This is a genomic window from Pseudomonas sp. CFII68, assembly GCF_000416195.1.
Lineage (GTDB): Bacteria > Pseudomonadota > Gammaproteobacteria > Pseudomonadales > Pseudomonadaceae > Aquipseudomonas > Aquipseudomonas kilonensis.
The window spans coordinates 24,308-37,087 of the sequence record NZ_ATLN01000095.1 but is presented as its reverse complement, the minus strand read 5'-3'; the positions used below and the strand labels follow the sequence as shown (position 1 = coordinate 37,087).

Annotated in this window: 12 protein-coding genes; 5 read left to right on the top strand and 7 right to left on the bottom strand. The window is 60.1% G+C overall.

From position 1 onward, the window contains the following. Positions 1 to 6 precede the first annotated feature (6 nt). The 6 genes from CFII68_RS11185 to CFII68_RS11210 form a co-directional block, all read right to left on the bottom strand. A complete protein-coding gene (locus CFII68_RS11185; protein WP_018608834.1) occupies positions 7 to 1,248 on the bottom strand; it encodes an SfnB family sulfur acquisition oxidoreductase in 1,242 nt (413 codons plus the stop codon). Between the two features lie 407 nt (positions 1,249 to 1,655). After that, a complete protein-coding gene (locus CFII68_RS11190; protein WP_018608832.1) occupies positions 1,656 to 2,423 on the bottom strand; it encodes a hypothetical protein in 768 nt (255 codons plus the stop codon). Between the two features lie 511 nt (positions 2,424 to 2,934). Continuing rightward, positions 2,935 to 3,696 (bottom strand): L-cystine ABC transporter ATP-binding protein TcyN, encoded by a 762-nt coding sequence (tcyN, locus tag CFII68_RS11195; RefSeq protein ID WP_018608830.1) that lies wholly within the window; start codon positions 3,694 to 3,696, stop codon positions 2,935 to 2,937. Positions 3,697 to 3,699: 3 nt separating this feature from the next. Further along, the gene (gene tcyL, locus CFII68_RS11200) at positions 3,700 to 4,365 is read right to left on the bottom strand and encodes a cystine ABC transporter permease (protein WP_018608828.1); all 666 of its coding nucleotides are present in this window, start codon (positions 4,363 to 4,365) and stop codon (positions 3,700 to 3,702) included. Next, positions 4,365 to 5,165 (bottom strand): cystine ABC transporter substrate-binding protein, encoded by an 801-nt coding sequence (tcyJ, locus tag CFII68_RS11205; RefSeq protein ID WP_018608826.1) that lies wholly within the window; start codon positions 5,163 to 5,165, stop codon positions 4,365 to 4,367. The genes tcyL and tcyJ overlap by 1 nt, the downstream gene beginning before the upstream one ends. Before the next feature lie 310 nt (positions 5,166 to 5,475). Next, a complete protein-coding gene (locus tag CFII68_RS11210) occupies positions 5,476 to 6,468 on the bottom strand; it encodes a D-cysteine desulfhydrase (RefSeq protein ID WP_018608825.1) in 993 nt (330 codons plus the stop codon). 507 nt (positions 6,469 to 6,975) lie between these two features. Between CFII68_RS11210 and betT the strand changes: the two genes are divergently transcribed. Beyond that, on the top strand, positions 6,976 to 8,937 hold the full coding sequence (gene betT / locus CFII68_RS11215; RefSeq protein ID WP_162843731.1) for a choline transporter BetT: 1,962 nt from the start codon (positions 6,976 to 6,978) through the stop codon (positions 8,935 to 8,937). A 154-nt stretch (positions 8,938 to 9,091) separates the two neighbouring features. Here the strand turns inward: betT and CFII68_RS11220 are convergent, their stop codons facing one another. Then, complete coding sequence (locus CFII68_RS11220) at positions 9,092 to 9,832, bottom strand: SDR family oxidoreductase (protein ID WP_018608821.1); 741 nt, start codon at positions 9,830 to 9,832, stop codon at positions 9,092 to 9,094. 116 nt (positions 9,833 to 9,948) lie between these two features. Here CFII68_RS11220 and CFII68_RS11225 point away from each other — a divergent pair, with 116 nt between their 5' ends. The 4 genes from CFII68_RS11225 (at position 9,949) to mgrA (ending at position 12,741) form a co-directional block, all read left to right on the top strand. Then, the gene (locus CFII68_RS11225) at positions 9,949 to 10,839 is read left to right on the top strand and encodes a LysR family transcriptional regulator (protein WP_033062710.1); all 891 of its coding nucleotides are present in this window, start codon (positions 9,949 to 9,951) and stop codon (positions 10,837 to 10,839) included. Positions 10,840 to 10,968: 129 nt separating this feature from the next. Then, positions 10,969 to 11,151 carry a type II toxin-antitoxin system HicA family toxin gene (locus CFII68_RS11230; RefSeq protein WP_018608816.1) on the top strand — a complete coding sequence of 61 codons (183 nt, stop codon included), beginning with the start codon at positions 10,969 to 10,971 and terminating at the stop codon, positions 11,149 to 11,151. A 92-nt stretch (positions 11,152 to 11,243) separates the two neighbouring features. Continuing rightward, positions 11,244 to 11,645: a type II toxin-antitoxin system HicB family antitoxin gene (locus tag CFII68_RS11235; protein WP_024619603.1), complete on the top strand. Its 402-nt coding sequence runs from the start codon at positions 11,244 to 11,246 to the stop codon at positions 11,643 to 11,645. A gap of 58 nt (positions 11,646 to 11,703) precedes the next feature. Further along, on the top strand, positions 11,704 to 12,741 hold the full coding sequence (mgrA, locus tag CFII68_RS11240) for an L-glyceraldehyde 3-phosphate reductase (RefSeq protein WP_018608812.1): 1,038 nt from the start codon (positions 11,704 to 11,706) through the stop codon (positions 12,739 to 12,741). The last annotated feature ends 39 nt before the right edge of the window (positions 12,742 to 12,780 follow it).

Below are 12,780 nucleotides of genomic sequence, written 5' to 3'. Positions count from 1 at the left end.
GGGTCGTCAGATCCAGGAATGGCGGGCCGGCAAGGTGCCGTTCAGGTGGTAGGCGCCTACCGCGTGATACTTCCAGCGCACCGGGTCGTGCAGGGTGTGGACCCGTGCGTTGCGCCAGTGGCGATCGAGGTTGAATTCGGCGAGGGTGGCGCGGCTGCCGGCCAGCTCGAAGAGTTTTTCGCTGGCTTGCAGGGCGATTTCGGTGGTGAGCACCTTGGCCTCGGCCACGGCAATCGAGGCGCGGGCGGACGATTGCGCCGTGATAGGGGCGGCACTGACCTGGTCCAACACCTGTCCGGCCTTGCGCAGCAACGCTTCGGCGGCGTGCAGTTCGATTTTCAGTTTGCCAATGTCGGCGATCACGTAGAGGTCGTCACTGGCTCGGTCGACCTTGGCATCGATCCAGGGGCGGGCCCGTTCGCGAACGAAGGCGATGGCATCGTCGATGGCGCCACGGGCGATCCCCGCATCGATGGCGGCCTGGATCAGTTGGGAAATCGCGCCTTGCACACCGGGCGTTTCGTTGATGCGCCAGTTATCCAGCACCAAGTCGGCATCCACCCGGACATTGTTCAGCAGCACGGTGCCGCTGGCGGTGGTGCGCTGGCCGAACCCCGACCAGTCGTCGACGATCCGCAGGCCCGGGGTGCCGCGCCGCACGAAGGCCAGCACCTGGCGGCCTTCGTCATTCAGCGCCTTGACCGCGACCCAATGGGCAAACAGCGCGCCGGTGGAATAGAACTTCTGACCATTGATGACAAACCCGTCACCGTCAGCGGTGATCCGCGCCTTGAGTTCAAGGGTATTGCGGGTGCCACGTTCCGGCCCGGCATTGCCGATGCGCCAGCCTTCGAGCACGCTCTGCAAGAGGATTTTTTTCTGCCGTTCGGTGCCGGTGCCGAGTATCAACTGGAGCACGCCGAACTGGTTCTGCGGGATCTGCCCGAGGGCCGGGTCAGCGGCGGAAATGATCGCGAACACGTCGGCCAGGGTGACGAACGAAACCTGTGGGCCGCCGTATGCCCGGGGAATGGCGATGCTGCCCAGTCCGCTGCGGGTGAATTGCTCGATTTCTGCCCAGGGCAGTTTGCGTTGCTGGTCACGACGCGCGGCCTGCTGACGGGCGACCTGCGCCAGTTCATGGGCGGCTTTGATGGCCTCGGCATCATTGCGCAACACCTGTGCGGGCAACAACAGCGGTGCGATATCCAGGTCGCTCTGGACTTTTGCTTGCGCCAAATCCGACATTACAGCCACTCCGTGGCTGCAGGCAGTGCCTGGGCGTATTGCACTGGGGTGATTGTGTTTCGTTCCATACCCACCTCACATCTCAAGAAACGCCGCGATGAATGCGGCGAGCGAAAATCAAGAATGTCCGGTGGTCCGGTGCATATACCCTAAGCGCGTATAAATTATTTTTGAACTAACTTTTAGGAATATAGATAGGTTGGTTTTAATTGAAGGCCGTACGCTCATCCAGGGCTAAGTAGCTTTTTGTGGCGAGGGAGCTTGCTCCCGCTATGTGGGAGCAAGGCTTGCCCGCGATGGACGCGATGCGGTCTTGCAGAATCGAGGCGCCTGTTTCGCGAGCAAGCTTTGCTCCCACAGCCCAAGCGGGAGCAAGCTCCCTCGCCACAAAAGCTTTTTCAGGGTGTTCACATTCGGCGGCGCGTTTCGGCGGCCATGAGCGGCTGTTTCGGTGCAGTGTTCAGGTACGGATTGGCGCAACCGATCTTCAACGTCCGTGGCGGTGCCCAGTGGGAGTTGTTGCCCACACGGTCGAGGATGCAGTAGGTCACTTCCAGGCGCAGGTCTTCTCCTGCCTCCAGGATGATCTGCGGCGGGACCCAGATATTGATCGGCTGGCCGACCTCGCTGGCGGTGACCGCTGGCAAGTCCATGCGCACATCACCCCAGCGCAGGGTCACGGCATCGCCGGCGGCCATGTTCAGGTAGGGTTCGATGGTCAGCGGTACGCCGCGCTTGATCTGGTTGGGGTTCACCCCTTGGCGTCGGATAGTGCCGGGAATGCGCACTGGCGCCAGGCCCTGGTTTTCATCGCCGCTCAGGGCCGACGGTTGCCCACCGGGGCAATCGAGCTTCACCTGCACCTGTTGCTTGGCGGATAGCGCCGGCCCACGCCCGACCTGCATCACCCGATAGTGGATGCGCGAGCTTCCATCGACGATGAAACTCTCCGGGACCCGCAGGGTGACGCTGTCTTGCACATCGGCCTGCGACAGCACGCGCGAGCCAACGTAGCAGTTGTCCCAGAACAGTTCGATCAGATCACCTGCGTCCATGCCCGGGTAGGGCGCAATGGCAACCTCCAGATGAGCGGCGTTGGCGATATTGATGCCGGTGGGGTGGGCATTGGCCAGGGTGGGGGCGGCCAGTTCAGGACTCTTCGACTTACATGTCATGGTGTTCTCCTTGATGCTTGAAAACTAAGTCCGTTTCGGGAAGATCAACGGCGATGACTGATCGCGACATATTTTATGTGCAGCCATATAGGCTAGGCTGCGCCTAGTCACTGTGCAGAAAATAAATAATGTGCATCGCCTGTTGGGCACTAGATAAGGGCTCAATAGTTTCAGTGTCAATAGAGGCACTTGCTTAATAATTCATTGTGAAAGGCTTCAGAAACGTCCTACGCATGCATGTTAAGAATGCGCGGCGTCACAGGCCTTTTTCCTAAGCCAGCCGGTTTTTTAAAAGGCTCGAAAGAGCGTCTTGAGACTAAAGAGGAGGGGCGCTTGGGCCGCAGGGAAGTGTTACGAGAGGTATGTCCATGCGCACATAAAACGGTCGCGGATGTTGAGTGGGGCGCAAGTTTCAAGTTGTTTCGTTATAGCCAAGTTGATGGCAGTGTTGTGTTGAGTGTGTGGCAGCGGTCCCACTTCCATCCCTGGAAGTGATGACGCTCACCATAACTTACTGAGCGCCGTGTCCGGCCGAGAGGAACTTGCTGAGGAACTGTCGCGTGCGTTCTTCCTTGGGCGCTGCAAACAAGGCCTTGGCTTCGCCTTGTTCGACGATCACGCCTTTGTCGAAAAACACCACGCGGTTGGCCACGTCCCGGGCGAAACCCATTTCGTGGGTCACGATGACCATGGTGCGTTTTTCTTCGGCCAAGCCGCGAATGGTTGCCAGCACCTCGCCCACCAGTTCCGGATCGAGGGCCGAGGTCGGCTCGTCGAACAGGATCACCGCCGGTTCCATCGCCAACGCCCGGGCAATCGCCACGCGCTGTTGCTGGCCGCCGGAAAGGCGCCGTGGATAGGCGTCCTCCTTGCCGGCCAAGCCGACCTTGGCCAAGAGCTTGCGCCCCATGGCTTCGGCTTCGGCGCGGGGGATTTTCTTCACCACCTGCGGGCCTTCAGTGACATTTTCCAAGGCGGTGCGATGGGGAAACAGGTTGAAGTTCTGGAACACGAAGCCCACCTGCTGGCGCAAACGGCGCACCAGGCCCTGTTGCTGGTTCAGCGGGCGACTGCCATCGATTTCGATGTCGCCGACCTTGATCCGGCCACTGGTAGGCTCTTCGAGGAAGTTCAAGCAGCGCAGGAAGGTGGTCTTGCCCGAGCCGCTGGGACCGATGATCGCAACCACTTCGCCTTCTTCGATCTTCAAGTCGATGCCGTTGAGCACCACCTGACCCTTGAACTGCTTTGTCAGTTTTTCCACGACAATCATGGGTCAGGACTCCTGGTCATGCCGATTGACCCGGGCTTCCAGGACGTTCTGCAGGTGCGAGAGCACGCTGGCCAGAACCCAATAGATCAGCGCGGCGGCAAGGTACATGGTGAAGATTTCGAAGGTTCGCGCGGTGATCAACTGCGCCTGGCGGAACAGCTCCGGTACCTGGATGGTCGCCGCCAGCGCGGTGTCCTTGACCAGGGAAATGAAGCTGTTGCCCAACGGCGGCAGGGCCGTGCGTGCGGCTTGCGGCAGGATGGCCCGGCGCAGGGTCTGGGCGCGGGTCATGCCGATGCTTGCCGCCGCTTCCCACTGGCCGCGCTCGATGGAGCTGATGGCGGCCCGCAGGATTTCACACGCGTAGGCGGCCATGTTCAGCGAGAAACCGATCAGGGCCGCCGGTAGCGGATCCAGCTCGATGCCCAGTTGCGGCAACCCGTAATAGATCACGAACAACTGCACCAGCAACGGCGTGCCGCGAAAGAACGACACGTAGATGCGGGCGATCCAGCTCACCAGTTTGAAGCGCGACAGGCGCATCAGCGCCAGGCCGAACCCCAGCAGCAAGCCGAAAAACATGCCGCCCAGGCTGAGGATGACCGTGTAATACGCGCCCTTGAGCAGGAAGGGCGCGGAGTCCAGTGCGAGTTGAAGAGCTGCTTCCATTATTGGGTAACGTCAGCGCTGAAGTATTTTTCCGAAAGCTTTTTCAGCGTACCGTCGGCGCGCAGTTTTTCGATGGCCTTGTTCACGGCTGCCAGCAGCTCAGGCTCGCCTTTGCGCAGGGCAATACCGGACTCCTGGCGCGAAAAGGCTTCGCTGGTGACGGAGGTGTCCTTGGCTTTCTTGGCGTATTCCAGCGCGGCCAGGCGGTCGATCAGGATGGTATCGATACGGCCGACGCGCAGGTCCTGGAACTTGGTTGGGTCGTCATCGTAGGTTTTGACTTGGGCGCCCGGTACTGCTGCCTTGACCCACTGTTCGTAGTTGGTGCCCAGGCCCACGCCGACTTTTTTACCGTCCAGGTCGGCGGCCTTCTTGATGTTCAGCTCGGCGGCTTTCTTGGTCAGGACCAGCGCTTGAATCCCGGAAACGGTGTACGGCTCGGAGAAATCGTACTTTTTCTTACGCTCCTCGGAGATGGTCACCTGGTTGACCACTGCGTCCAGACGCTTGGATTCCAAAGCCGCGAGGATGCCGGCCCATGGGGTCGTCTGCAGCTTGACCTTCACACCCAGCTCCTTGGCCAGGGCTTCGGAGAACTCCACTTCGAAGCCGGTCAGTTTGCCGCTCTCATCAACGAAACTGAACGGTGGATAAGTGCCTTCCAGGCCGATCTTGATTTCGCCGGCGTCCTTGATCTTCTGCAGTTGCTCACCGGCAACCGCTTGCCCCAACAAGCCGGCGCTCAATGCCAGGCCCAGCGAACCTACCAACAGGTTGCGACGTAATGCGGAAAAATTCATGACAAGCCCCTGTGTTTTCTTATGAAGCGGTTATTTTGGCTGAGATAAGGCGTAGCCGCGATCCGAAAAGATTGCCACATCCTGCCTTAAAGCAGCTTGGGCGTCTCGCGGCAAATGCGCCTGCGGCGAGACTATAGGGTGGCTTTTATAGATTGGAAAATAATATTAAATCAACTACATATTCCAATATGTAATGGATTTCTCCTGTGGGAGCGAGCCTGCTCGCGATGGTCTTTCAGCCAAATTGATCTTGGCTGATCCACCGCTATCGCGAGCAGGCTCGCTCCCACATAGAGGTTCCCCCGATATCTCAGAACGCCGCGCTGTAGGCAAACAACGCCGGTGCGCCGCCGGTGTGCAGGAAGATGATCGGGCCTTCGTCGAAACGGTCGCGCCCCATGCCGTCGAGCAGGCCGGCCATGGCCTTGCCGGTGTAGACCGGATCGAGCAGCAGCCCTTCCTGGCTGGCCAGCAGCTTGACCGCTGCCAGTGTCCCGGCGTTGGGTTCACCGTAGCGGGGGGCGAAATACTCGTCCCACAGGTTCACTTTGAACGCTTCTGGAAGGGCGACGTCGAGCAACGCTGCCGTGCGCTCGGCCAGGCCCTGGACCTTTGGAAACTGGTCCTCCTCGCTGCGCGAAACCGTCACGCCGATGACAGGCAACACCGGCAGGGCTTCGCTCAGCGCCAGCGCCAGGCCGCTGTGGGTGCCGGCACTGCCCGAGGCCAGTACCACGGCGGCGAACTCAATCCCGGTGTCCTTGATCTGCTCGGCCAGTTCCAGGCCTGCGCGCACATAACCCAGTGCGCCCAAGGCGTTCGAACCACCAATCGGCACCAGGTAGGGTTTTTTCCCGTTGCTGCGCAGGCGACCGGCCAGCGCCTGTAGCTGCTCATCGGCGTTGTCCAGGTTGTCCACCAGTTCGACCTTGGCGTCGAACAACTCCAGCAGCAGCCGGTTGCCGTTGCCCAGGTAATTGCTGTCTTCGGTGCCGATGGGGTTTTCCAGCAAGGCCACGCAGCCCAGGCCCAGCTTTGCGGCGAGGGCGGCGGTCTGGCGTACATGGTTGGACTGGATCGCCCCGGCGGTGATGAGGGTATCGGCGCCTTGGGCGATGGCATCGGCGGCCAGGTATTCGAGCTTGCGCAGTTTGTTGCCGCCCATGGCCAGGGGCGTCAGGTCGTCACGCTTGATATAGATGTCCCGGCCGAGCCAGGTGGAGAGGCGGTCGAGTTTTTCCAGCGGTGTCGGATGGCCGAGCAGGTCGAGACGGTTAAAGCGAGACAGCTGTTGTTTGATCATGGGTCCGTACTGGTTGTAGGCGATGCCTGGACTATAGGCACGCCGATATTCATGGGCAACCGGCAATCATTTGTCAGGACATAAACCGGCGGGTGATCTGAAGGAAGGCATGCTTTGCGGACCCCCAAAAATCCTGTGGGAGCGGGCTTGCTCGCGAAGGCGGACTGTCAAGCTACATCCATGTTGAAGGTGATGGCCCCTTCGCGAGCAAGCCCGCTCCCACAAGGTGGCTGCTCTACCCGTTGGCTACTGAACGAATGCGTACGAAGCAACGTCATACCCTCCCGTAGGCTAGTGTAGGAAGCGTGCCGTCGAGCCCTGCGATTAGTCCTTAGCTACCTATTCATGTTTAACTTGAACGTTCATTCAAGTTAAACCGTCGGTTTGCTGCCCGCTCACAACAGGAGGCTTGCCTTTGCCGAGTCCGTTTTCGACCGCCATGATTTTTTCTCCCGAGGTACTTGTTTCATGAGTGCCTCGTCCCTTCCACCCAGCGGCCTGGTCCGCATGAACCCGCCGGTCTTTTACTTCGCCGCGACCTTCATCCTGCTGTTCGGCCTGGTGGTGATTGCCATGCCCGCGCAGGCCGGCGCCTGGTTGCTGGCGGCGCAGAACTGGGCGGCCAATACGGTCGGCTGGTATTACATGCTGGCGATGACGCTGTATCTGGTCTTCGTGGTGGTCACCGCCTTGTCCGGCTACGGCAAGATCAAGCTCGGTGCCGACCACGACGAGCCCGAATTCAGTTATCTGTCCTGGGCCGGCATGCTGTTCGCCGCCGGCATCAGCATCACGCTGTTTTTCTTCTGCGTGTCCGAGCCGCTGACCCACATGGTCCAGCCGCCCCAGGGCGAGGCTGGCAACGCGCAAGCGGCACGGCAGGCCATGCAGATCCTGTTCTTGCACTGGGGTCTGCACGGCTGGGGCGTTTTCGCGTTCGTCGGCATGGCCTTGGCGTACTTCGCCTACCGGCACAATTTACCGCTGGCCCTGCGTTCGGCGCTGTACCCGCTGATCGGCAAACGCATCAATGGCCCCATCGGCTACGCCGTGGACGGCTTCGGCATTATCGCCACGGTGTTCGGCCTCGGCGCGGACATGGGCTTTGGTGTGTTGCACCTCAATTCCGGGCTCGATTACCTGTTCGGCATCGCCCACACCCAGTGGATTCAAGTCGGCCTGATCGTGCTGATGATGGGCGCGGCGATCATTGTGGCGGTGGCCGGTGTCGACAAGGGCGTGCGGGTCATGTCCGACATCAACATGCTGCTGGCCTGCGCGTTGTTGCTGTTCGTGCTGTTCGCCGGACCCACCCAGCATTTGCTCAACACCTTGATCCAGAACATTGGCGATTACCTCGGCGCCCTGCCGATGAAGAGCTTTGACCTGTACGCCTACAACGAACCCAGCGACTGGCTGGGCGGCTGGACGGTGTTTTACTGGGCCTGGTGGATCGCGTGGTCGCCGTTCGTGGGGCTGTTCATCGCACGGATTTCCCGTGGCCGCACCATCCGTGAATTCGTCTTTGGCGTGTTGCTGATTCCGCTGGGTTTCACCCTGGCGTGGATGTCGATCTTCGGCAACAGCGCCATCGACCAGGTGCTGAACCACGGCATGAGTGCCCTGGGCATGTCCGCCCTGGAAAACCCATCGATGAGCCTTTACCTGCTGCTGGAAACCTACCCCTGGAGCAAGACCGTCATCGCCGTCACCGTGTTTATCAGCTTCGTGTTCTTCGTCACGTCCGCCGACTCGGGCACCGTGGTGCTGTCGACGTTGTCGGCCAAGGGCGGCAACCCCGATGAGGACGGGCCGAAATGGCTGCGGGTGTTCTGGGGCGCGATGACGGCCCTGGTGACCAGTGCGCTGCTGTTCTCCGGCAGCATCGATGCCTTGAAGTCGGCGGTGGTGCTGACGTCCTTGCCGTTCTCGTTGATTCTGCTGCTGATGATGTGGGGCCTGCACAAGGCGTTCTACCTGGAGTCGCAGAAGCAGATCGCGCAATTGCACTCCCTGGCGCCGGTATCGGGTTCGCGTCGGGGCACGGGCGGCTGGCGCCAACGCTTGAGCCAGGCGGTGCATTTTCCGTCCCGTGATGAGGTGTACCGTTTCCTCGACACCACGGTGCGCCCGGCCATTGAAGAAGTGACCGCGGTGTTCGTCGAAAAGGGCCTGACGGTGGTGACCCAGCCCGACCCGGCCAACGACAACGTCAGCCTGGAGATCGGCCACGGCGAGCAGCATCCGTTCATCTACCAGGTGCAGATGCGCGGCTACTTCACGCCGTCCTTCGCCCGCGGCGGCATGGGCTCGAAGGAACTCAACAACCGTCGTTACTACCGTGCCGAGGTGCACTTGAGCGAAGGCAGCCAGGATTACGATCTGGTGGGCTACACCAAGGAGCAAATCATCAACGACATCCTCGACCAGTACGAGCGACACCTGCAGTTCCTGCATTTGGTGCGCTGATCGAGGCGCTAGGCCTTCCATTGTCACTGGCCTCATCGCGAGCAAGCTCGCTCCCACAGGGTTAAGTGAAGGTTAGTGATTTCCTTGTGGGAGCGAGCTTGCTCCGGGCGGCGATCCGACGATAGCGGCTTGACTGGCGACGCAGGAAACAGCCTCAGACCAGCCCGCCATTGGCCCGCAGGATCTGCCCGTTCACCCAGCCAGCGGCCGGGCTCACCAGAAACGCGATGATGCTGGCAATGTCTTGCGGCTGGCCGAGGCGCTCCAGGGGCGGCATCTTGGCGTAGTGCTGCACCTGCTCCTCACTCTTGCCATGCATGAACAGTTCGGTCGCGACGGGGCCGGGGGCCACGGCATTGACCGTGATCTGCCGACCACGCAGTTCCTTGGCGAACACCTGGGTCAGGGATTCCACTGCGGCCTTGCTGGCGATGTACACCGAATAGCCGGGCAGGTTCAGGCCCACGGTGCTGCTGGAAAAATTCACGATCCGGCCACCGTCATTCAAACGGGTCGCGGCCTCGCGCAGGGTATTGAAGGTGCCACGGGTGTTGATGGCGAACGTCTGGTCGAACAGCTCGTCGCTGTGCTGCGCCAGGGGCATCACCTGGAGGATGCCGGCGTTGTTGATCAACACGTCGACCTTGCCCAGTTGCGCTTCGGTTTCATCGAACATCCGACGAACATCGGCGGCAGAGGACACGTCTGCCTTCACCGCTATGGCTTGGTGGCCGGCCTGGCGCAATTGCACCACCAACTTGGACGCCTCGCTGGCGCTGTTGGCGTAGTTGATGACGACGGCGAAACCCTCGCTAGCCAGTTGCTTGGCGATTTCGGCGCCGATGCCGCGGGAAGCACCGGTAACGATGGCAACTTTGGACGTTTGAGTCGGCATGCTTGAGTCCTCTTGAAGTGGGTGAGGCCAGGTTCACATGTTTACTCTCGGCGATAAATGCCCGAAAGTTGCCTTGACTGTTCAACAATCACTAACAATAAAGGCGCCGGATTCAGATGGATCAAGTCAGAGCGATGAAGGTGTTCGTGCGCATCTACGAGCGAAGCAGTTTCACCCTGGCCGCTGAAGACTTGAACATGCCACGGGCCACGCTGACCCACATCCTCAATCAATTCGAAGCCTGGCTGAGCGTTCGCTTGTTGGAACGCAGCACTCGCAAGGTGCGCCCGACCCTCGATGGCGAAGCCTATTACCCACGCTGCGTGCAATTGCTGGCGGAACTTGAAGAAGCCGAACTGGCGTTTCGCGGCGTGGCGCCCAAAGGCAAGTTGAGGGTGGACTTGCACGGAACCCAGGCACGGTATTTCGTGATTCCGGCGTTGCCGCAATTCATGGCCCGTTATCCCGAAATAGAACTGTTCATCAGCGAGGCCGATCGTTTCGTCGACCTGATTGCCGAAGGCGTCGATTGCGTGCTGCGCTCCGGTGAGCTGGCGGATTCGTCATTGATCGGCCGGCGTGTCGCCAATCTCCGGCAGATCACCTGTGCCAGTCCCGGTTACCTGCGCCAGTACGGTGAGCCGAAAAGCCTCGATGACTTGAAACATCACAGAGCGGTGAACTACGTCTCGCGGACCACCGCCAAACTCTATCCGTTTGAGTTCATGGTCGATGGCGAGCTCAAGGAGGTCCCGATCGGGGGCTCGCTGTCGGTGTCCGGCGCCGAAATCTATGCCGCCTCGGCCATCGCCGGCCTGGGCCTGATCCAATGCCCGCATTACCGGATGCAAGAGCCGATCCGCCAGGGCCTGATGCAGGAAGTGCTCACCGCCACCCCACCACCGTCCATGCCTGTGTCGGTGCTCTATCCGCAGAACCGACTCATGTCGCCGCGGGTTCGTGTATTCGTGGATTGGGTGGCGGAGGTGTTTGCGCAGGCGCGATGACCGAGTGGTGATGGCGGTGCATTGGCTGGAGAGTTGAGCTAAAATTTTTTCAGGGTGTGTATTGTGTGTATCGAAATCATCTTTCGCAGCTAGAGTTTTCCGGCAGAGCTGTCGAATAAGGCAAAGGTGATGCGAAGTCGGGAAATGATCAGGAAGATCGAAGAGGATGGTTGGTATCTAGTGGCAATCAAGGGTAGCCATCACCAGTACAAACACGCCTTCAAGGCTGGGAGGGTGACGATCAAACACCCTGACGCCGATCTGCCCAGAGGCACGATCAATAGCATATTGAAACAGGCGGGCCTGAAATGAAGCCCATGACCGATTACGAAATCCCCGATGGGGATGCATTGTTATCAGACCGGTTGCTGCGGTTGCCGGATCTGGAGGAAGGATTCGTCCACATGAAATTTCCGGTCGTTCTGCACAAGGATGCCGATTCCGAATACGGAGTGACGGTCCCGGATGTACCGGGTTGTTTCTCCGCAGGCAGTACCGTGAGCCAGGCATTCGAAAATGTGAAAGAAGCGCTCTCGTTGCACTATGAAGGTCTGATAGCCGACGGCGAACCGCTGCCGCAGATCCATGAAATTGACGATCATCTCGACGATCCGCAATACGCCGGTGGGATATGGGGGGTGGTTGAGTTTGATGTCACGCCCTATTTCGGGAAATCAGTGCGGTTCAACGCCACACTGCCCGAGCAATTGCTTGAACGCATCGATCAAACGGTGCGACGTGACCAGCGTTACAGCTCGCGTTCGGGTTTTCTGGCTGCGGCGGCCTTGCGCGAACTTTCAGCCTGACCGATGCGTCTGTGAAGTGTTAGCTTCTGCCACCAGCGTCCGAACAGAGAGCCTTTCGATGACCTACACCGCTGCGCAAGACCGCTACGAGTCCATTCCTTATCGCCGTGTCGGTCGCAGCGGGCTGGTGCTGCCGGCGCTGTCGCTGGGGTTGTGGCACAACTTTGGCGACAGCACGCCTATCGATACCCAGCGCGCCTTGCTGCGCACGGCGTTTGACCTGGGCATCAACCACTTCGACCTGGCAAACAACTACGGCCCTCCCTACGGCAGCGCCGAGATCAATTTCGGCCGGTTGCTGCGCGAAGATTTCAAGCAGTACCGCGATGAGTTGATCATCTCCAGCAAGGCCGGTTGGGACATGTGGCCGGGCCCATACGGCCAGGGCGGTGGCTCGCGCAAATACGTGCTCGCCAGCCTCGACCAGAGCCTGCAACGCCTGGGGCTGGACTATGTGGATATCTTTTATTCCCACCGCTTCGACCCCGACACCCCGCTGGAAGAAACCGCCAGCGCGCTGGCCACTGCCGTACAGCAGGGCAAGGCGTTGTACATCGGTATTTCCTCGTATTCCGGGGTGAAGACCCGGGAAATGGCGGCGCTGCTCAAAGAGTGGAAAGTCCCGCTGCTGATTCACCAGCCGGCCTACAACCTGCTCAACCGCTGGGTGGAAAAGGACCTGCTGGACGCCACCGACGAACTGGGTACCGGTGTGATCGCTTTCACGCCACTGGCCCAGGGCCTGTTGACCGACAAGTACCTCAAGGGTATTCCGGCCGATGCGCGGGTGAATCGTCCGGGCGGCGGCTCTTTGCAGGCTTCGCACCTGTCGGAGGAAAACATCGCCCATGTACGTGCCCTCAATGAGATCGCCCAGCGGCGCGGCCAAAGCCTGGCGCAAATGGCCCTGGCCTGGACCCTGCGCGATCCCCGCGTGACCAGCGCGCTGATTGGTGCCAGCCGGCCGGAGCAGATTATCGAGAACGTCGGGGCGCTGAAGAACCTGAGCTTCAGTGCTGAAGAACTGGCGCAGATCGATCGGTTTGCCCTGGAGGGCGGGATCAATCTTTGGGAGAAGCCTTCGTCGGCTGAGTAACGAATCGGCTGATCTGCAGTGATCAGCTGAATACACAAT

Excerpts from the sequence above, each read along its gene's own strand:
- tcyL (WP_018608828.1), bottom strand. The coding sequence starts at position 4,365 with ATGGAAGCAGCTCTTCAACTCGCACTGGACTCCGCGCCCTTCCTGCTC.
- CFII68_RS11225 (WP_033062710.1), top strand. The coding sequence starts at position 9,949 with ATGGATCAAGTCAGAGCGATGAAGGTGTTCGTGCGCATCTACGAGCGA.
- CFII68_RS11235 (WP_024619603.1), top strand. The coding sequence starts at position 11,244 with ATGAAATTTCCGGTCGTTCTGCACAAGGATGCCGATTCCGAATACGGA.
- CFII68_RS11185 (WP_018608834.1), bottom strand. The coding sequence starts at position 1,248 with ATGTCGGATTTGGCGCAAGCAAAAGTCCAGAGCGACCTGGATATCGCA.
- CFII68_RS11210 (WP_018608825.1), bottom strand. The coding sequence starts at position 6,468 with ATGATCAAACAACAGCTGTCTCGCTTTAACCGTCTCGACCTGCTCGGC.
- tcyJ (WP_018608826.1), bottom strand. The coding sequence starts at position 5,165 with ATGAATTTTTCCGCATTACGTCGCAACCTGTTGGTAGGTTCGCTGGGC.
- CFII68_RS11190 (WP_018608832.1), bottom strand. The coding sequence starts at position 2,423 with ATGACATGTAAGTCGAAGAGTCCTGAACTGGCCGCCCCCACCCTGGCC.
- tcyN (WP_018608830.1), bottom strand. The coding sequence starts at position 3,696 with ATGATTGTCGTGGAAAAACTGACAAAGCAGTTCAAGGGTCAGGTGGTG.
- mgrA (WP_018608812.1), top strand. The coding sequence starts at position 11,704 with ATGACCTACACCGCTGCGCAAGACCGCTACGAGTCCATTCCTTATCGC.
- betT (WP_162843731.1), top strand. The coding sequence starts at position 6,976 with ATGAACCCGCCGGTCTTTTACTTCGCCGCGACCTTCATCCTGCTGTTC.
- CFII68_RS11230 (WP_018608816.1), top strand. The coding sequence starts at position 10,969 with ATGCGAAGTCGGGAAATGATCAGGAAGATCGAAGAGGATGGTTGGTAT.
- CFII68_RS11220 (WP_018608821.1), bottom strand. The coding sequence starts at position 9,832 with ATGCCGACTCAAACGTCCAAAGTTGCCATCGTTACCGGTGCTTCCCGC.